This window comes from Micromonospora noduli, assembly GCF_003264365.1.
Lineage (GTDB): Bacteria > Actinomycetota > Actinomycetes > Mycobacteriales > Micromonosporaceae > Micromonospora > Micromonospora noduli.
In genome coordinates this window covers 33307-50983 of sequence record NZ_PYAK01000014.1, presented here as the reverse complement: position 1 = coordinate 50983, position 17677 = coordinate 33307, and the positions used below count along the sequence as shown (strand labels likewise).

At 68.6% G+C, this 17677-nt stretch carries 11 protein-coding genes and 2 pseudogenes; 6 read left to right on the top strand and 7 right to left on the bottom strand.

Going from position 1 to position 17677, the window contains the following annotated elements:
• Nucleotides 1-247: 247 nt before the first annotated feature.
• The 3 genes from GUI43_RS13805 to GUI43_RS13795 all read right to left on the bottom strand — a co-directional run bounded on the left by GUI43_RS13805 (nucleotide 248) and on the right by GUI43_RS13795 (nucleotide 2000).
• On the bottom strand, nucleotides 248-643 hold the full coding sequence (locus GUI43_RS13805) for an MmcQ/YjbR family DNA-binding protein (protein ID WP_112583317.1): 396 nt from the start codon (nucleotides 641-643) through the stop codon (nucleotides 248-250).
• 121 nt (nucleotides 644-764) lie between these two features.
• Nucleotides 765-1415, bottom strand: a complete 651-nt coding sequence (locus GUI43_RS13800) for a nitroreductase family protein (RefSeq protein ID WP_112698949.1) — start codon at nucleotides 1413-1415, stop codon at nucleotides 765-767.
• A gap of 18 nt (nucleotides 1416-1433) precedes the next feature.
• The gene (locus GUI43_RS13795; RefSeq protein WP_112698948.1) at nucleotides 1434-2000 is read right to left on the bottom strand and encodes a carboxymuconolactone decarboxylase family protein; all 567 of its coding nucleotides are present in this window, start codon (nucleotides 1998-2000) and stop codon (nucleotides 1434-1436) included.
• 103 nt (nucleotides 2001-2103) lie between these two features.
• Here GUI43_RS13795 and GUI43_RS13790 point away from each other — a divergent pair, with 103 nt between their 5' ends.
• From GUI43_RS13790 to GUI43_RS13780, 3 genes are all read left to right on the top strand, one after another.
• Nucleotides 2104-2748 carry a TetR/AcrR family transcriptional regulator gene (locus tag GUI43_RS13790; protein ID WP_112698947.1) on the top strand — a complete coding sequence of 215 codons (645 nt, stop codon included), beginning with the start codon at nucleotides 2104-2106 and terminating at the stop codon, nucleotides 2746-2748.
• A 215-nt stretch (nucleotides 2749-2963) separates the two neighbouring features.
• Nucleotides 2964-4634: a glycoside hydrolase family 10-like protein gene (locus GUI43_RS13785; RefSeq protein ID WP_112698946.1), complete on the top strand. Its 1671-nt coding sequence runs from the start codon at nucleotides 2964-2966 to the stop codon at nucleotides 4632-4634.
• 394 nt (nucleotides 4635-5028) lie between these two features.
• Nucleotides 5029-7989 carry a 3-keto-alpha-glucoside-1,2-lyase-like domain-containing protein gene (locus GUI43_RS13780; RefSeq protein ID WP_249037743.1) on the top strand — a complete coding sequence of 987 codons (2961 nt, stop codon included), beginning with the start codon at nucleotides 5029-5031 and terminating at the stop codon, nucleotides 7987-7989.
• Between the two features lie 291 nt (nucleotides 7990-8280).
• Here the strand turns inward: GUI43_RS13780 and GUI43_RS13775 are convergent, their stop codons facing one another.
• Nucleotides 8281-9210: a LysR family transcriptional regulator gene (locus GUI43_RS13775; protein WP_112698944.1), complete on the bottom strand. Its 930-nt coding sequence runs from the start codon at nucleotides 9208-9210 to the stop codon at nucleotides 8281-8283.
• A gap of 72 nt (nucleotides 9211-9282) precedes the next feature.
• Between GUI43_RS13775 and GUI43_RS13770 the strand changes: the two genes are divergently transcribed.
• The gene (locus GUI43_RS13770) at nucleotides 9283-10206 is read left to right on the top strand and encodes an EamA family transporter (RefSeq protein WP_112698943.1); all 924 of its coding nucleotides are present in this window, start codon (nucleotides 9283-9285) and stop codon (nucleotides 10204-10206) included.
• A gap of 150 nt (nucleotides 10207-10356) precedes the next feature.
• Here GUI43_RS13770 and GUI43_RS13765 read toward each other — a convergent pair.
• Nucleotides 10357-10652, bottom strand: a pseudogene (locus tag GUI43_RS13765) (cation transporter); the annotation flags it as partial.
• 67 nt (nucleotides 10653-10719) lie between these two features.
• Nucleotides 10720-10905 (bottom strand): annotated as a pseudogene (locus tag GUI43_RS34570) (Fic family protein); the annotation flags it as partial.
• Nucleotides 10906-11437: 532 nt separating this feature from the next.
• Here GUI43_RS34570 and GUI43_RS13755 point away from each other — a divergent pair.
• Both GUI43_RS13755 and GUI43_RS13750 read left to right on the top strand, forming a co-directional pair.
• The gene (locus GUI43_RS13755; protein WP_146765900.1) at nucleotides 11438-14245 is read left to right on the top strand and encodes a hypothetical protein; all 2808 of its coding nucleotides are present in this window, start codon (nucleotides 11438-11440) and stop codon (nucleotides 14243-14245) included.
• 24 nt (nucleotides 14246-14269) lie between these two features.
• Entirely contained in the window at nucleotides 14270-16561 is a 2292-nt protein-coding gene (locus tag GUI43_RS13750; RefSeq protein WP_112698941.1) for a M23 family metallopeptidase, read from the top strand.
• A gap of 318 nt (nucleotides 16562-16879) precedes the next feature.
• Here the strand turns inward: GUI43_RS13750 and GUI43_RS13745 are convergent, their stop codons facing one another.
• A complete protein-coding gene (locus GUI43_RS13745) occupies nucleotides 16880-17221 on the bottom strand; it encodes a hypothetical protein (protein WP_249037742.1) in 342 nt (113 codons plus the stop codon).
• Nucleotides 17222-17677: the final 456 nt, after the last annotated feature.

Genomic DNA, 17677 nt, shown 5'->3' with positions numbered 1-17677 from the left:
AGCCTTCCTGAACATGCGCCATGGGCGCAGGCTGGTCGTTACGGGTAACGGTTGTCTCGGCAGGCGTAGGGGTAGCGCCGCGGTGGCGGCACGGTTCGTGACACTCGCCCGGAGGGAATGAGGAGATCGAAACGAGGCGAGGGGTGGCCTGACGTGCGCTTCCCGAAACCGGCAAGGGCGCCATGCGCCGGTGCGGCTGCTCGGATGAGGGGCAACAGCGCTCTGTGCGCGATCGGCGTCATCGCGATCAGTCGGCAGAGGGCGGGACGCGGAAGGAAGCGGGATCGACGGGACGGCTCTGCTTCGGCAGGCCGGCGACGACGAGGAGGTACGACTCGGTCACGAGATTGTCGACAAGCGCGGGCTCGGCGTCCGCACCTGCCCGCACCGTGATCCAGTGCTTCTTGTTCATGTGGTAGCCGGGCGAGATGCTCGCGTGAGCTGCGCGGAGCGACTCCGCGTCGGATGGATCCGCTTTCAGGATCACGACGGGCTCGCCGGGCATGGACGTCTGCAGCATGAACACCTTGCCGCCGACTTTCCATACCTCCCAGTCGCCGGTGAACTGGTGTGTGTGCTCGGAGCCGGGAAGCTCGGCGGCGCGGGCCGTGGCCCGATCCTGCACTGCCTTATCAATCTGCATCTTGACCTCCTCGAAGTCCTTAAGGGGTCGATTGCCCAGCGTCAGCGAGGAGGTGCGGAAGCCGGGCAACCGAGTCGACGTGAACGGGGCCGGCACCGCGGTCCCGTGGCCGCCCCGTCCGTCATATGCGCGTGAAGATCTTCTCCGCGTCGAACCGCGAGACCGGCTGGCGGGAGACCCGGGCCTCGTCGGGGTAGCCGAGCACCAGAAGCAGCGTGGTCGTGTAGTCGGTGTCGGTCAGGTGGAAGGCCGCGTCCACGGTCGTGCGGTCGAAGCCCTCAAGCGGCGTCGCGTCCACCCCGAGGGATGCCGCGGCCATCATCGTGGCGCCGACGACGAGGTAGGTGTTCTTCTCAAGCCAGTGGAGCACGTCCCCGCCATAGTTCTCGGTCTGGATCTCCACAAAGTTGGAGGCGCCCGCCTCCCATCCCTTCTGGATCTCCGGGTCGGCGAAGCGCCCGTCGGAGCGCTCCTTCTCGAAGATCTCCTGCAGGTGCGTGTCGGGGATGTCCTTGCGCGTTGTGAAGACGATGGCGTGCGACGCGTTGCGCACCTTCTCCGCGTTGTCCGCGAAGCGGCCGACCAGTGCGTCCGCGAGCTTGTCCTTGCCATCCTGCGTTTCCAGCACATGGAAATGGTTCGGCTGGATGTTGATCGTCGTCGGCGAGGTGCGCAGGTAACGCAGCAGCTGCTGGAACGTCTCCTCCGGGATCCTCTTGCTCGGGTCGAAGTAGCGGGTGAGGTGCTTCGTGATCAGCTTATCGAGATTCAACGTCGTGGTTTCTTTCGTTTAAGCGGCGGATGGAGAGGAGAGCCAGGCCGACTGATGGTCGGCGCCGGGGACATCGGCGACGGTGTCGCTGACGTTGTTGAGGTAGCTCGTGAGCAGGGTGACGACTACGATCGCGACGATCGCCTGGATCTCCGGGTCGATGTACCCGACCTCGCGGATCACTGCGAGGTCCTCGTCGCTGACCTGGCCACGCGTCTCGATCAACTGCTGCGCGAACTTCGCGACGGCGGCGCGCTTCGGGTCGCTGGACGGCCCTGTGCGGGCGAGCTCAATCTCCCCCGCCGACATACCGCCGAGGTTCGACGAGATGAAACCGTGGAGTGCCTGGCAGTAGCGGCAGCCGTTCGACTGAGAGACCGCGAGAGCGATCGTGTGGCGCGTCTTCGCGTCCAGGAGCTTCGCGATGCTGCCCTGCAGGCCCATCATGATCTCGAGCACGGTCGGGTTAGCGGCGAGCATGGTGAACATGCTGGGTGCGAAGCCGAACTGCTTCGCGATGGCGTCGAGGGCGCCTTGCGTCTTCGCGTCGATGTCGGCGGGTGCGGGAGCGGTCAGGCGAGCCATCGTGATGAACCTCCGTGTGGCGTTACTGGACCATTCCGTCCACTCGCTTGAGTGAACACCACAGAAAATGGGTTGGCAAGCCCAGTGGTGTTACCTTGATGACATGCAGGTGGACAACGGGGCGGATGCAGCCCAGAAGCTCACAGCCAAGGGCCAGGCCACGCGCGAGCGAATACTGGAGCACGCGGCCGCGTTGATCTACCGGAAAGGGGTCCACGCAACCAACAACGAGCTCGTCCGCCGCGCTGCAGGCGTGAGCGGATCACAGCTGAGTCACTACTTCCCCACCAAAGAGAGCCTCGTCCTGGCGGTCGTCGACTGGCAGGCCGACAGCGTCCTCGGCTTCCATCGCAGCGAACGGTTTGCCAGCTTCGACACCGTCGAGGCATTCCAGGACTGGATGGACTTTTTCGTCCTCTCCGGGCGCCCGTTCGAGGACGGCTGCAGCCTCGGCTCGCTCGCGAGCGAGATCGTCAAGACCGATCTCGTCGTGAACGACCGGCTCGCGGAGGTGTTCGCGCAGTGGCGCGAGATCTTCCGCGTCGGGCTCGATCGCATGCGGCAACTCGGCCGCATCGACGCGTCCGCCGACCCCGCGCGGCTCGCCGACATGTTCCTCGCGGCGTATCAAGGCGGCATGCTCCTCGCTCAGGTCGCCCGGGACATCGGCCCCCTGCAGGACGCGCTCTCTGCGGCGGTTGACCATCTGCGGACGTTCGTGACGTCTGACGACCAGCGCATGGGCTGACGCGGCGCATTCCGAGTCTCGGGTGTCGGAGCGAGGAATAAGGTCTGGCGAGCTGGTAAGACGACCACGTCGGGCGACGCGAAAGGGCGTTCCCGCGTGACACTGCCCGGACGGGCGAAACGGGGGAGCGAGCTGGCTTCGCGCCGGCCTTAGCTGACCGTTAAGTAACGGGCCGCCTGGTTCACCCGGTGAGCCACACTCGGCAGACTGTGACAATGCCCGCCGCCGAGCCGTCCGCTCCCACCACCCACCGTCGTCGCACCCAGGCTCTCGTCGCGGTGGTCGTCGCGCTCGCTGTGGCGCTCGGGGTGGGCGGATGGTCGCTGCGGCACCGGGTTGTCGGCGACGGCGGCGCACCGAAGACCGGGGACGTCGCCGCGTTCGGCGCGGCCACCGACGCCAGCCCGGCGGGCGGTCCGCCCAGCTGCGCCGGCCGGCCAGCCCGGGCGCCCCACGAGCTGCGCGGCATGTGGATCACGACGGTCAACAACATCGACTGGCCGAGCCGGCGCGGGCTGCCGGCCGAGACAGTGCGGGCGGAGTTCCGGGGCTGGCTGGACCTGGCCGTGCGGCACAACCACAACGCGGTCTTCGTGCACGTACGGCCCAGCGGGGACGCGCTCTGGCCGTCCAGCTACGCACCGTGGTCGGAGTGGCTGACCGGGCACCGCGACGGCCGCGACCCGGGTTGGGACCCGATGGAGTTCATGGTCGCCGAGGCGCACGCCCGCAACCTGGAGTTCCACGCCTGGTTCAACCCCTACCGGGGCGGCCAACCGGCCACGGTAGGCGGCCCCGGACCGAGGCTGGACCAGCTCGCGCCGGCCCACCCGTTACGGCACCACCGCGACTGGATGGTGACCTACCCCAGCGCCGACCGGCCCGGCAGCCGCCTCTACTTCAATCCGGGCATCCCGGAGGCGCGCACGTTCGTCGAGGACTCGATGCTGGAGGCGGTCCAGCGGTACGACATCGACGGGGTGCACTTCGACGACTTCTTCTACCCCTACCCGGAGGCCGGGCAGGACTTCCCGGACGACGCGACGTTCGCCCGGTACGGCCGGCGCTTCGCGGACAAGCACGCCTGGCGCCGGGACAACGTGAACACGCTGGTCCGGGAGATGAGCGAGCGGATCAAGGCGATCAAACCCTGGGTGAGGTTCGGCATCAGCCCGTTCGGCATCTGGCGCAACAAGCGCACCGATCCCGCCGGCTCCGCGACCGCCGGCCTGCAGAGCTACGACGACATCTACGCCGACACGCGGCTGTGGGTGCGGAAACAGTGGCTGGACTACGTCGTGCCACAGCTCTACTGGCACGTCGGGTTCGCCAAGGCCGACTACGCCAAGCTGCTGCCGTGGTGGGTCGACACCGTGCGGGGCACCAGGGTGCAGCTCTACATCGGTCAGGCCGACTACCGGGTGGGTGAGCGCGGCGCCTGGCGCGACCCGGCCGAACTGGACCGGCAGTTGGCCCTCAACCGCCGAAACGGCGTGCACGGAAGCGTGCACTTCAGTGCCAAGCAGGTCCGCGCCGACAAGCTCGGGGCGGTCAGCCGCTACAGCCGCGCGCACTACGCCGGCCCGGCGCTGGTGCCCACGATGGCGCAGCTCCCGGCGGCGCCGCCCGCCGCACCCACGCTCACCGACGCCCGGCGTGCGGACGCCGGCGGGGTGACGCTGACCTGGCGCGGCGACGGCGCCACCAGCTACGCCGTCTACCGGGTGGACGGCGACGAGGCCCGGCTCGTCGGCACCGCCCGAGGAACCGGCTGGATCGATCGCACCGCCCCGGCCGACCGTTCCCTCTCCTATTGCGTGTCCGGGCTGGATCGCAGCGGGAACGAGGGCCGACTCGGCACTCCGATCTCCGTCGCCGGGCCCTGAGGGATACCTACGGCAAGGTGCCAACCGCCAGCCGGTGAGGCGTCCTTCGTCGGCGCCCAGCGCCGGTCGGTAGTCACCGCGCCACCGTGGTAGCGGCGTTTCGTCGGGCTCGCGCTGCCCTTGCCTCCGCTCCGCGACGCCGCCACATGCCCCGCTCGCGCTGCCCCAAATGCCACCAAGGTCATGGGCCAACAGGGGCCACTTTTATCCAAAAATCTAAAAGTTCAGCTTGGTCAATCCAAAGTGATAGCGTCTGCGATCGATCTTTTGTGTTCCGAGACCGTACTGGCCCGTCCAGGGAGGAGAAAGCGCTCCTACCTCGGCCAGGACCCACCCACCGGGAGGAACCATGCCCGCACCGAACCGATGGCGCCGTCGCCGTCGCGTCAGTCTCGTGGCCGCAGGTGCCGCTGTCGCGGCCCTGCTCGCTGCGGTCCCCATCACCCCAGCCGGGGCCGCACCCATCACCGCCGATGTTCCGCCGCAGGAACCCGGCGTCACCCTGCGCTCGTACGACATGGGAGCTCCGCTGTCGGCGTTGTGCGACCTCAAGCCGGCACAGACACCGAACGTCGACAAGCTCATGTCGCAGGTCAGCTGGACCACCACCGACGAGTTCGGCCTCTCCGACCGGTTCATCAGCCACGTCATCGCCAACCTCGCCGCGCCCGTCGACGGCGAGTACACCTTCCGGCTCACCAGCGACGACGGGTCACGGCTGACGATCGGCGATCAGCGTGTCGTCGACCACGACGGGCTGCACGGCGAAACCTCCAAGGAAGGGTCGACCACCCTCAGCGCCGGCGTGCACCCATTGCGCATCGAGTTCTTCGATAACGGCGGCGGCCAGGTCCTGCGGCTCGAATGGCGCCGCCCGGGTGCGACCAGCTTCGAGCTGGTACCGAACTCCGCGTTGAGCACCGACGCCGACGTCGTACGCGTCACCGCCCCGGGATGGAAGTACTGCGAGGGGGCCACCGACTCGGCCGGCGACGGCCTGCCGCTCGACCGGGTGCACCCGGGCTACACCCTCACCGGCCTGCGCCCCGAAGGGCTTCAGCCGCAGGTCACCGGTATGGCGTTCCGGCCCGACGGCGACCTGATGATGTCCACCTGGGGCGGCACCGACAACGCGACTGGCGAGATCTACGTTGTCGAGGGCGTCACCGGACAGACCAGCCCCGAGCAGGTGGCCTACCGTAAGTTCGCGGAGGGGTTGCGCGAGCCCCAAGGCGTCGCGGTCGTCGACGGCACCGTCTACGTCAGCCAGAAGCACGAGCTGACGGCCCTGCGCGACACCGACGGCGACGGCCTCGCAGACGACCGCCGCACGGTCGCCACCTGGCCATGGGGCGGCAACTTCCATGAGTTCGCGTTCGGCCTGCTCTACCGGGACGGGTACTTCTACCTCAACCTCTCGGTCGCCATCGACCTGGGCGGCGCCACCACCGTGCCCCAGCCGGCACCGAACCGCGGAACCTCGATCAAGGTGGACGCCAAGACCGGCGAGATCACCTATGTCGCAGGAGGGCTGCGCACTCCCAACGGGATCGGGTGGGGCCCTCGCGGGGAGGTCCTCGTCACCGACAACCAGGGCGGCTGGCTGCCCGCGTCCAAGCTGGTCCAGATCCAGCAGGGGGCGTTCTACAACCACTACACGACGCCCGCGGGTCCGTTCGACGACAAGGCCGTGACGCGTCCCATCGTCTGGATCCCGCAGAACGAGATCGGTAACTCGCCGTCGACTCCGGTGCTGCTGAAGCAGGGGCCGTACGCGGGGCAACTGGTCGTCGGCGACGTGACCTACGGCGGCCTGCAGCGCGTGTTCCTCGAGAAGATCGAGGGGCAGTACCAGGGCGCGGTGTTCCGGCACACGCAGGGCCTGGAGGCCGGCGTCAACGAGGTCACCCTCGGCCCCGACGGCGCGCTCTACACCGGTGGCCTGGGCGCCGGCGGCAACTGGGGCCAGGAGGGCAAGCTCTCCTACGGCCTGCAGAAGCTCACGCCCAACGGCACCTCGGTCTTCGAGGTCAAACAGATGCGCGCGTCGCGTGTCGGGTTCGAGCTGGAGTACACCGAGCCGCTGTCGGCCGAGACCGCGCAGGAACTCGCCGACGCGTACCAGGTGACGCAGTGGCGCTACGGCGCGACGAGCCAGTACGGCGGTCCGAAGCTCGAGCTGGAGACGCTCAAGGTTGCCAAGGCCGAGCTGTCGCCCGACGGCCGCACCGTCAAGCTCAAGATCCCGGGCCTGAAGGAGAACCGCGTGGTGCACGTGCGCTCCCCGCGTCCGTTCTCGTCCGCCGACGGCGAGGAGCTGTGGAACACTGAGGCCTGGTACACGCTCAACGAGATTCCGGGCCGGGTGGTGCAGCCGCAGACCTTCTTCGAGGCCGAGGAGGGCCGTACGGCCGGCGTCGGCATGGCGACCGACCACGCCGCCTACTCCGGTGCCGGCTTCGCCGCCGGGTTCGCCCAGGACGGCTCGTCGACCAGGATCTCTGCCGATGTCCGCGAGGCCGGGACATACGACCTGGCGATGCGCTACAGCAACGGCCCGAATCCGTACTCCGGCGAGAAGCAGCTGAGCCTCTACGTCAACGGTGAACGGGTCGAGCAGACGGTCTTCCCCTCCACCGTGACCTGGGAAGAGTGGGGCACCGTCACCACCACCGCGCGCTTGAACAAGGGTCGCAACGTGGTCGAGTACCGCAAGGAGGCAGCGGACTCCGGGCACCTGAACCTGGACGTGCTCGCCGTCCGGCCACACGGCAAACGCATCACGCTGTTCAACGGCGGCGAGCTCACCGAGTGGCAGCACACCGACGGGCGCGAACCCTCGTGGTCCGTCGCCGACGGCGCCATGACGGTGCGTAACGGGGACCTGCGCACGGTGGAGGCATTCGGTGACTTCCGGCTGCACGTGGAGTTCAACCTGCCGCTGTATCCGCCGGACGTGACCGGCCAGGCGCGCGCCAACAGTGGGGTGTACCTGCAGGACCGCTACGAGATCCAGGTGCTGGACTCCTTTGGCATCGACCTGCCGCAGAAGAACGACGCCGCGGCCATCTACACCCAGAAGGCCCCCGACGTGAACGCGGCGTTGCCGCCGCAGACCTGGCAGACGTACGACATCGTCTATCGGCAGGCCCGCTACGACGCATCCGGGCAGAAGGTCGCCAACCCTCGCGTCACCGTGGTGTGGAACGGCGTCAAGGTGCACGACGACGTCGAGATCCTCGGCCCGACTGGCGGCAGCCGGCCCGAGGGCCCGGCGACGGGTGCCATCCGACTGCAGGACCACGGCAATCCGGTCCAGTACCGCAACATCTGGATCGAGCCGCTGGACCGGTAGTTTCGCCAGTGGTCAGAACGCGGATGGCCGGGTACCGGTACGCCGGCCCGGCCGTCCGCGGCACAGCCTCTGCCCTACTCAGCAGGGCACGCAGGTGCGGACTTGAGTGCCGTCCTCGTCAGCGAGGGCTACTGCCGAGGTGGTCCAGGCGCCCACCGCACGCCCACTCCACGAAGACATCCGCGCCCATCGACAAAACCGAGACCTCGATCCCGTCAACAGATGCCCTCTGAGCCGCCGGAACCAGGACGTTTCCTCGCTGACGACCAGCCTGGGCACTGCGGTCGTAAATCAGGCGATGGTCGGCGGATGCTGTCCACGGGGGATGTCGGCGGAGCCGCTTAGCTCCGCCAGGAGGGCGTCTACCGCGGGCCGTTGCGGCGTGCCGCCGAGGGCGCGAGTGACTGCGAAGATGCGTCGCTCGGTGACCGGCTCGACCAGTGGCTCCACGTGCACCCCGGGTGGCACGTGGCGCAGCGCCAGCTCCGGCACGAGCGCGGCGCCCAGCCCGGCCGCGACGAGGTCCAGCGTGAGCGCGAAGTCGACGGCACGGTGCCGGATGTCCGGCTCGAAGCCGGCGAGCCGGCAAGCGTGCAATGTGGACCGTAGGCACGGCGTGTGCTCGGCGCTGGCGATCCATGGCACGTCGCTCAGCTCGGTCAGCCGGCCGGTGTGACGGCGCCACCGGACCGGGGTGATCAGGTGCATCGGGTCGGTGGTGACCGGATGCCGGTCCAGGTCGTCGACCAGCGGCGCGGGCACGTGGTCGTACTCCTGCAGCACCGCCACATCGAGGGTGCCGGAGCGCAGGTCGAGGCGGCTCTGCTGGTCTTCGGCCTCGATCACCCGCACGTCCAGCTCAGGGTGCTTCGCCCGCAGGCGGGCGGCGGAGGGAGCCACCAGAGCGCCGGCTGCGGACGCGAACGCGCCGACCCGCACCGTACCGCTGACGCCGTGGCGGAGCGCGGCGAGTCCGGCCACCGCCTGCTCCACCGCGCCCAGCACGTCCTTCGCGTGGCTGGCCAGAACCTGGCCGGCCGGGGTGAGGACGATTCCGCGCCCGGCCCGCTCGACAAGCTCGTGCCCGGCCTCTCGGGACAGCTGGACGAGCTGCTGGGAGACCGCCGACGGAGTGACGTGCAGCGCCGCGGCGGCGGCGGTGACGCTGCCGCGCAGCGCGACCTCGTGCAGCACGCGGAGCCGGCGCACGTCGATATTCATGTAGCCACGCTACAGCAGCAATGAAGAACGTTGAACTGGTCCTTAAGCGTTGCCTCGGGCAGCGTAGCCGGCATGAAAGCATCACACCGACTTCTAGCCCTGCTCGTCGCCGCTATCTGGGGCGTCAACTTCGTCGCCATCGAGCTGGGCCTGCGCGACCTGCCGCCGCTCGTGCTGACCGCGCTGCGCTTCGTCGCGGCGGCGGTGCCGCTGGTCTTCCTGGTACCGCGCCCCAGCGCCCGGCTCCGCTACGTGGTCGCCTACGGGCTGGTGCTCGGCGTCCTGAAGTTCGGCGCGCTGTTCACGGCGCTCGCGGCTGGCATGTCGGCCGGTCTGGCCTCGCTGGTGCTGCAGGCGCAGGCCCTGATGTCGGTGCTGCTGGCGGCGGCGGTGCTGGGCGAGCGGCCGGCGCGGGCGCAGGTGGCCGGCGTGCTGGTCGGATCGGTCGGGATTGGCTTGCTGGCGATCCACAGCGGCGGCCACGCCTCCGTGATCGGCTTCGTGCTGACGCTGTTCGCGGCGGCAAGTTGGGCCCTGGCAAACCTAGTCATGCGGGCCAGCGACGAGACGCGCCCGCTCTCGCTGCTGGTCTGGTCGAGCCTGGTGCCGCCGTTGCCGCTGCTCGGCCTGGCCGGCGTTGTCGACGGCGGACAGGCGGTGCTGGATGCGATCACCGGTCTGTCGTGGCGCGGGCTGCTAGCCGTGGCGTACGTCGCGTACGTGTCGACCCTCGTCGGCTTCGGTATCTGGAACCGGCTGATCGCCCAGTACTCGGTCGCGAGAGTGGCGCCGTTCAGCCTCCTGGTGCCGGTCTTCGGGCTCAGCGCGGCGTGGCTGCTGCTCGACGAGCCCGTCGGCCCGACGGAGCTGGCCGCAGCCGCGACCGTCCTCGCCGGGCTGGCGCTGGTGGTACGGCGTTCCACAGCGGACCGCAACAACGCCACGGGTGCGAGCGAGGGTCGCGAGCCCGAGTACGCCCCGGCCGCGACTGTCTAGTCCGCGGCTACGACACCTCAGCACGCTGGTCGCCATCAAGACGGATACCGGTACGGCGCTCGCCCGCAGCGAGCATTCCTGCCACCCACAGACTGGGTAAGCTCGGCCTCTGTGACGACACCCCCACCCGAATTCCCGGTAACCGCAGGAAGAACCCACGATCGTTGAGCCCCAATGGGCAGAGGCGGCCCAGCCGCAGGTCTTGCGGATGAGAAGACCGCCGAGGAGGGTGGCGGTCATGAACAACTGGTGGTGGTCGCGAGCAGCTTCTGCTCTCGGGCGGAGTGGTAGGTGGAGCCCTGCCGGTAGGCGATGTCGCCGGCGACGAGGGTGAGCACGTCGAGGATGTTCCCGCCGAGGACGGCGGCGACGGCGAGGGTGACCGCGCCGCGGCGCACGGCGGCGGTGACGGTCTCCGGCAGGGCGTTGACCGCTCCCATCAGAACAGGGTGACAGTCGGCCGTTTCCGTCTCGCCAGGGATGGGCTTTGACCAGGTTCAGGTGGGCCATGGAGGCTCGGACGAGCAGCGGTGACTTCGGTTCGCCGCCGGCCAGCCAGTCGATCAGTTCGGAGATCAGAGACGGAATGTCGTCGGCGTCTGGGCCCGTGTAGACGCGTCGGCCGGTGTGCGCCTCGTCGATGTGGATGTCTCCTGGACGGAAGCGGCCCGGCCATTTGCTGAGGTCATGGTGGAGCATCATGAAGTGCGGTGCGTTGAGCAGCATGTGCTGCCAGGTGAACTCGCGTGAGCGGGCGAGTTGTTGCACGTAAGCCAGGGCGCCCTGTAGCCGGTGATGACTTCCCAGGTTTGCGGGTTCGTCGTTGCCCTGTCCAGCGGTGCCTTTCGGCGATCTGATACCGCAGGTTGTCGCGCATGGTGTCCGTGACGCTGTTTAGCTGCCGGCCACGCCGGTACGGCGGGGTACCCGCTATTCGCGGGTGAAGCATCTGGTCCCCCTGGCTTCCCGCAAGTCCCGTGGCGAGGACCGCCGAGTCACATCGACGTAACGCGGCCCCTCACGTGGGTTATCTCTCGGGAGATTGCTCATTCGCCGCTGACGGAATGCCGACCAAGGCCTTTCGCCGGCACCGGCGTGGATATCTCATGTTGTCGGACCGTTATCGATCATGGACGTCGCTCGGTGGGGAGCCAGCCGCATGGAACAGGTCTTTCGGATGTTATTGGTGCGCAACGCCGAAGCGGCGGATCCCCAGACCGATGCGGTATCGGTGTCGAACACACCGCTGCAGCAGGAGTTGGGCAGCGTCACCGGCGACGAGTCACGTAGCGAGGTCATGGAGCGCGCGAAGGCGTTCGTCGCCAGTAGCCGGTTCGTCGACGACGCCGAGCGGGTAGCCGGCGGGCCGAAGCTGCGCGAGCTGCGTACCAGGCTGACGGAGCTGCGGGACCCTACCGAGGAGCAGGTGGAGCAGACCGTACGCGACATGCTCGGTGACGGCTACGCCGAGCAGGTCGGCGCTACGACGTGGCGGGAACGCAATGAACAGTTGGCCGACAGCGCGCTGGCGCTGAAGCTGCTGTCCACCAGCGATCCGGGCGCGATGGCAGAGCTGGTCGGGTTGCTACGCGCGGTGCGCTTCGTCGAAGCCTGGGTAGACCGCAACGGCGCCGACCGGGTGGCGGCCACCCTGCCGATCCTCGACATGCCACTGGTGCTGCCGGTGCTCTCCGGGCTGAAGCTGGCGCCACAGCGGCCGAACACCACCGCGCCTCCGGCACGAGCGGTGCCGCCGCTTGCGGACTTGCAGCAGGTCGGGCGGCAGGGGCAGGTCATCGACAGCGTCGTGCGAGAGCTGACCACTATCGCTCCCCGGTTCTTCCGTACCCAGGACGGCGATCCGCAGGAGCCGGGCGGCGCACGGCTCGACGACGGCAGACCCACGCCGAAAGCTGCCGCGAAGGGCGCTGGCATCAGCATCGCGGGCACCCGGGACGGCCCCCGCCTCGCGCTCTCCGAGGCCGGCGTCAAGGTGATCAGCGAAGCCAGTCGCCGTTACCTCGGTCAACTGGGGCTGGACCTGTCGCGGGACTCGGTGAGCCAGGTGGTGGCTCGGCTGGACACGGAGAAGGCCGGGTTGGTACGCGACCTGCGCCCCACGGCGGGGAACACCGTACTGGCGTTGGCCGACATGTTCCGTGCCGGCTCGTACGGGCTGGGTGGTGCGTTCCTGTGGCGGTTCCCCGGAGGCGACCGGCAGCCGCTGCCGACCACGCACGGCACGGTACGGCCCATCGGGGAGGGTGAGTTGCTGGTGGTGCGGCAACAGCTCACCGGATACGAGCCTGGCGAGGTCGCCCACATCGAGAACGTGCTGCGGGGTGAGAACAAGCAGCGCACCCACCGGCGGCGCGAGGTCACCGAGGAGATCTTCGTGACCGAGCGCGAGATCGAGCGGGAGGAGGAGCGCGACCTGGAGACCACCGAGCGCTTCGAGCTCAGCCACGAGGCGTCCGAGGTGCTCAAGGAGGAGGCGGAGGTCGAGGGCGGGCTGCGGATCCGCGCCCAGGTCAGCCCCGCCGTGCTGATTGAGGCGAACGCACGGGCGGCGTACACCAACGCCCGCGAGAGTTCCCGGAAGAAGGCCAGCGAGTACGCCCGTGAGGTGGTCGACAAGTCGGTGAACAGGCTCGCCGAGCGAATCCGTACCCAGGAGACGCTGCGGGTGACCCGCGAGGTGGAGGAGATCAACGACCACAGCGTCGACAACGTCGACGGGGACGGCCACGTGGTGGGTGTCTACCAGTGGGTGGACAAGTGGTACGAAGCCCAACTGTTCCGCTATGGCGGTCGCACCATGTACGACTTCGTGATTCCGGAGCCGGCGATGTTCCTCACCGGTGCGCTGGAGGAGGACGCCACCCGGGACGTGGGGCGACCGCGCCCGGAGCCGTTCCAACTCGACGCCAGCCAGCTCACCGAAGCCGACTACCTCTACTGGGCGAACAAGTACCACGCCACCGGCGTCCAGCCGCCGCCGCGTTTCGAGGAGACCCGCTCGGTGACGTTCTCCTCAGGTGGCGGCGGTGAGGCCGGCGACATGTCGCAGCGCCAGGACCTGCCCATCCCCGAGGGGTACAACGCGGTGCAGGCCCACGTCACCGCGGGCTTCTCCGGGTCCCAAATCTACATCTCGGTTGGGCGCAAGGTGTTCCTGTACGAGTCGCACTCCGGTCTGCGGTCGACGAACCTCGACTTGGAGGAAGGCACGATCCCGATCACGATGGTCGCCAACGACACGCCGCTGTTCGCGGTCAGCATCGAGGTGGTCTGCCGGCGCACGGAGCGGGCGATGCTCGACTGGCAGATCCGTACCCACGCCGAGATCAAGCAGGCGTACCTGGAGCAGCAGGCGCGGTTTGACGAGGCGACGGCCCGTGCGGCGGCCAACCACGGGGTGGTCATCGACGGCCGCAATCCGGGGGCCAACCGGGCGTTGGAGCTCACCGAGCTGAAGAAGGCGTGCATCTCGGTGCTGACGCACCAGCACTTCGACGCCTTCGGCGCGGTGGAGACCGGTGCGATGGGGGTGCCGCAGGTGGACGTGGCCGTGGTCGAGGAACAGGGCAACTACATCCGGTTCTTCGAACACGCCTTCGAGTGGCAGCTCATGAGTTTCCTGTTCTACCCGTACTTCTGGGGCCGGAAGAGCACCTGGCTGGACCGGGTGCGGTACGACAGCAGCGATCCGGAGTTCGCCGAGTTCGTACGCTCTGGTGCCGCCCGGGTGCTGCTGCCGGTGCGGGAGGGGTTCGAGACCTCGGTGGAGCACTTCATGCGTACCGGGCAGGTGTGGCAGGGCGGGCCGCCACCGGAGATCACCGACCCCGAGTACCTGCCGATCGTCAAGGAGATCCAGGAACGTACCGGCGCCCCGGGCGACGAGGTGCCGGAGGGGGCGCCCTGGCGGGTACGCGTGCCGACCCGACTGGTCCGGCTGCGCCCGGAAGGCGGGCTGCCGAGCTGGGTCAAGCATGACGACGGCACCTGGCGGCCGGACGAATCGGACGCCCGGTGACGGGGCTGGCGGCTCGGCTCCAGCATGGACGGTAACGAGGACTTCGGACGGTTCCTGGAACTGCTGCTGGCCGACAGCATCGCCGCCGGCTGGTTCGATCCGGACGCGGCGGGCTCATCGGCGTCACTGACCGGTGAGGTGATCCCGCCGTACCGCGTCACTCTGCCCCCGGCCGGTGAGGACGGCGGCGGTGACCCGCCCGACGGCGGTGGTGCCGACGGCGGGAGCGAGTCGTCTCCGCTGCGGCAGGCGTTGGCGGCGGTGCTCGCCGACGGCGGCACCGCCACGCTGGGGCGCGCCAGCTCACCTACGGTGCGTGCGCTACTGGACCCCGCGGCGCGCGACGAGGTGCGGCGTACCGTGAGCGCCGTCGTCACCGCGACGGACGCGTACCGAAGCGAGCTGGATCTTGCCGTACCAGCCGCCGCGCCGCACGACATGGTGCTCGCGGCGCTGCTGTCGCTGCTACACGGACCGGCGTGGGGTGCCGCCTTGACCCGGCTGCACGCGCTGCTCGCCTGGTACGAGCGGACGGTCGCACTCAGCGTGGTGATCACCGTCGAACGGTTGGGCCGCCGCGACTCGGAGCCAGCCATGTTTCGCGACCTGACCAGGGCGGTGCGGCTGGGCCGCAACCGGCTCAGCACCGCAGTACGCGCCCTCGTCGACGCCACCGTCCACGTGCCGCACACCCACCAGGCGCTGGTGGAACGGCAACTCACCATGCTCACTGGCCGGCGGACCGACTGGCAGCGGCGACAACTGGTGGCGCAGTTGGCCGGGGTAGCACCACCGTCGCCGGCCGACCTGGAGGTGTACCAGCGGCTGCGGGCGTTGGCCCGCCGCCGGACCGACTTGGAGGCGGTGCTGAGCGCGGACCGGGCGGAACGGGAGCGGCTGCGCCGGCAAGCCGGCTCCTCTGCGGAGACCCGCGAGACCCGATCCGCTAGCAGGGCCCAGCTGCGGGTGCTCTGGCCCCAAATTCAGGAGCAACAGCAGGAGCTTACGACTATGAGCCGCGAGATCGCCAGCCTCCGCCGGGCGCTCAGCGGCGCGACGATGAGCCGGATCGCGGCCTACCAGGACGCCGAACGCCGCGGGATCCGGGACGACGAGGCCCGCCAGGAACGCGACGCCCTGCTGCAGCGCATGGACCAGGAACTCACGTCGTTGACGAGCCACCGGCTGTCAGTCGCCGACGAGACCGGCCGCTGGCAGCGGTACGAGCTGCTACTGGAGCGGCTGCTGAAGAACAGCCACAACCTCGGGCTGGAGCTGTTCATGGACTCGTTCCTGAAGGTCAGCTCGTCGGCGGAGCGGCGCCGGGACATCGGAATCTCCGCACACATGACCGGCCAGGTGCAGTGGTTGAGCTACCCCGGCCACGGCGACAACGCCGTTGACTGGAACTGTCATGCCGGCCTGCCGCTGGTGCTCTCGGCCCCGCAGGAGTTCCGGCTTCCCGAGCGGTTCCGCGCTACCCCGGACGACGCGGCGGCGTACCGCCTGGCGGGGGGAAGTGCGGTGGTCGAGGCGCGCGCGTCCGACGACATCCAGGACATCTTCGGCAAGATCGCGTACGGCCTGCTCGGCCGGCAGGGATCGCGGGAGACGGAGCTGGGGGCGCTGCTGCGCGCGCACGGCGACGACGAGATCGCCCCGGCCGAGGTGCTCATCCGTTCGTCCAGTGGCAGCGAGGTGTCCCGGCTGCTTACCGGTCTGGTCGCCCGCAATCTCACCCCGATCGACAACGCCGCAGCCTTCGACGCGCTGCGCGCGAGGATCGTCCGGGACCTGGAAGCCGGTGTGGTGCGGGCCCGTGGCCTGCCGGTGGGGACGGTGCTGTTCCGCCCGGATCGGCTGCACGCCGACTCGGGCGCGTTCGGGCTGGGTCGCATCGTCACCCCCCACATCACGGTGGGCGAGCTGCTCTCCTCGGTACGGGAGTTGCTCTCCAGCGACAGCAGCTCCGCGTACGACACCGAACGGCGCAGGTTGGTCAACCGGATCTGGCAGCTGTTGCTGTGGCTGCGCTCGGCTGGCGCCGACGACCACCGGCGCGCCGCCTCGGTGTCGGTGTGCCACACCTACCGCGGCCGCACACCCGACGAGCTGACGGTGACGGTCTACTACTCCCACATGTATGAGATCGCGGTGCGCTCCGGCACTCAGGTCAGTGTCGGCGACCAGCTCGGGCTCACCGGCTCCACCGGCAGCGCCGTCAACTCACACGTACACATCGAGATCTTCCTCTCCCGGGGCGGCAGCCAGCTCGGCGCCTGCCTGCCCCACGAGTTCTTCCCGCTCACGTCTTAGCTGGGGCTGACAGCCCAGGCCCACAGGCGGATTGGCTTGCTATCCGCCGATCGGGACGGCGTCGTGAACGCGCAGCACTAGCTGAGCACAACTCGTGTCGATCATCGGATACCGGTACGTCTCATATGTGCGACGTAGACGTAGCGGTGGTCAAGGATGCTTGACCACGCCGAAACCCGTCCGACACCGCGCCTGGCGCTACTCTCGGTGACCACCGCCGGGCGAGCTTCGCGGTGACGGTTATTCGTCATACCGTCACCGGTCATGCCGGTTGTGTTCCAGGAACCAGCCCTTGTTGGTCTCGATGATGCTGAGCGCTTACAGGTCACAGACCCGGGACAGCAGCGCTCGAACCGCAGGGTCGGCGGTGTCTGCCTTGACCATCAGTGACAGGTCTACCTGCGCCAGCATCTCGCTGGCGATGATCGAGCCGCCGACGTCGGAGCTGCCGCCGTACTCGGTGGGGAAGGCCGACGCCATACCGAGCTCGGCGGGGAGTTCGGTGAGCAACCGGGTGATCTGCTCCCGTGCCTGGTCACCGGTCTCGCCGTAGACCGGGAGGAAACGCGCGTCGAGGTGCTCCCGGTGCGCGTTGCGGACTGCGGCCCACGGTCCGTCGAGCACGTCCCGCAGGCGAGCGAGGTCGATCTGATCGGGCACGGTTCCCCCTCAGCTGACGGGCAATGGTGTCGGCAGTGCCCGATCAAGAATACCGACGCCTCGGTGAGTCGCTAAGGGGAGACCGTGGTAAGAGGGCGCACCGATCACGTAACCCCACGCCTGCCTGATCGCTTGTCACGACGATTTGGGGTGTCGGCTGAATGGAGATGGTGTCTTCGAAGCCGGCCGAAATCGGAAGCTGCGGCACTGCGCCGAAGATGAGATTACGCGATCGACCCATGATGGAATATGACAGTTGTATGACAGTTCTCTATCAACCCCAACAAATTCTGGAACTGCTCTCCCCGGTCGAGCGCCGATCCGCCGGTGGGAGGCGTTCCAGCGGGACGATCGACGCAGGCTGCATCAATCCTGCCCGGTCTGACCGCTGTGGGCGATGGGTTGCGCAACATCCCCCGGACGACCAGTCCGGCACCGGTACTCGCAAATTTTTGT

Bases quoted from the DNA above. Each gene is read 5' to 3' on its own strand.
- GUI43_RS13785 (WP_112698946.1), top strand. From the start codon at position 2,964: ATGCCCGCCGCCGAGCCGTCCGCTCCCACCACCCACCGTCGTCGCACC.
- GUI43_RS13795 (WP_112698948.1), bottom strand. From the start codon at position 2,000: ATGGCTCGCCTGACCGCTCCCGCACCCGCCGACATCGACGCGAAGACG.
- GUI43_RS13775 (WP_112698944.1), bottom strand. From the start codon at position 9,210: ATGAATATCGACGTGCGCCGGCTCCGCGTGCTGCACGAGGTCGCGCTG.
- GUI43_RS13805 (WP_112583317.1), bottom strand. From the start codon at position 643: ATGCAGATTGATAAGGCAGTGCAGGATCGGGCCACGGCCCGCGCCGCC.
- GUI43_RS13750 (WP_112698941.1), top strand. From the start codon at position 14,270: ATGGACGGTAACGAGGACTTCGGACGGTTCCTGGAACTGCTGCTGGCC.
- GUI43_RS13790 (WP_112698947.1), top strand. From the start codon at position 2,104: ATGCAGGTGGACAACGGGGCGGATGCAGCCCAGAAGCTCACAGCCAAG.
- GUI43_RS13770 (WP_112698943.1), top strand. From the start codon at position 9,283: ATGAAAGCATCACACCGACTTCTAGCCCTGCTCGTCGCCGCTATCTGG.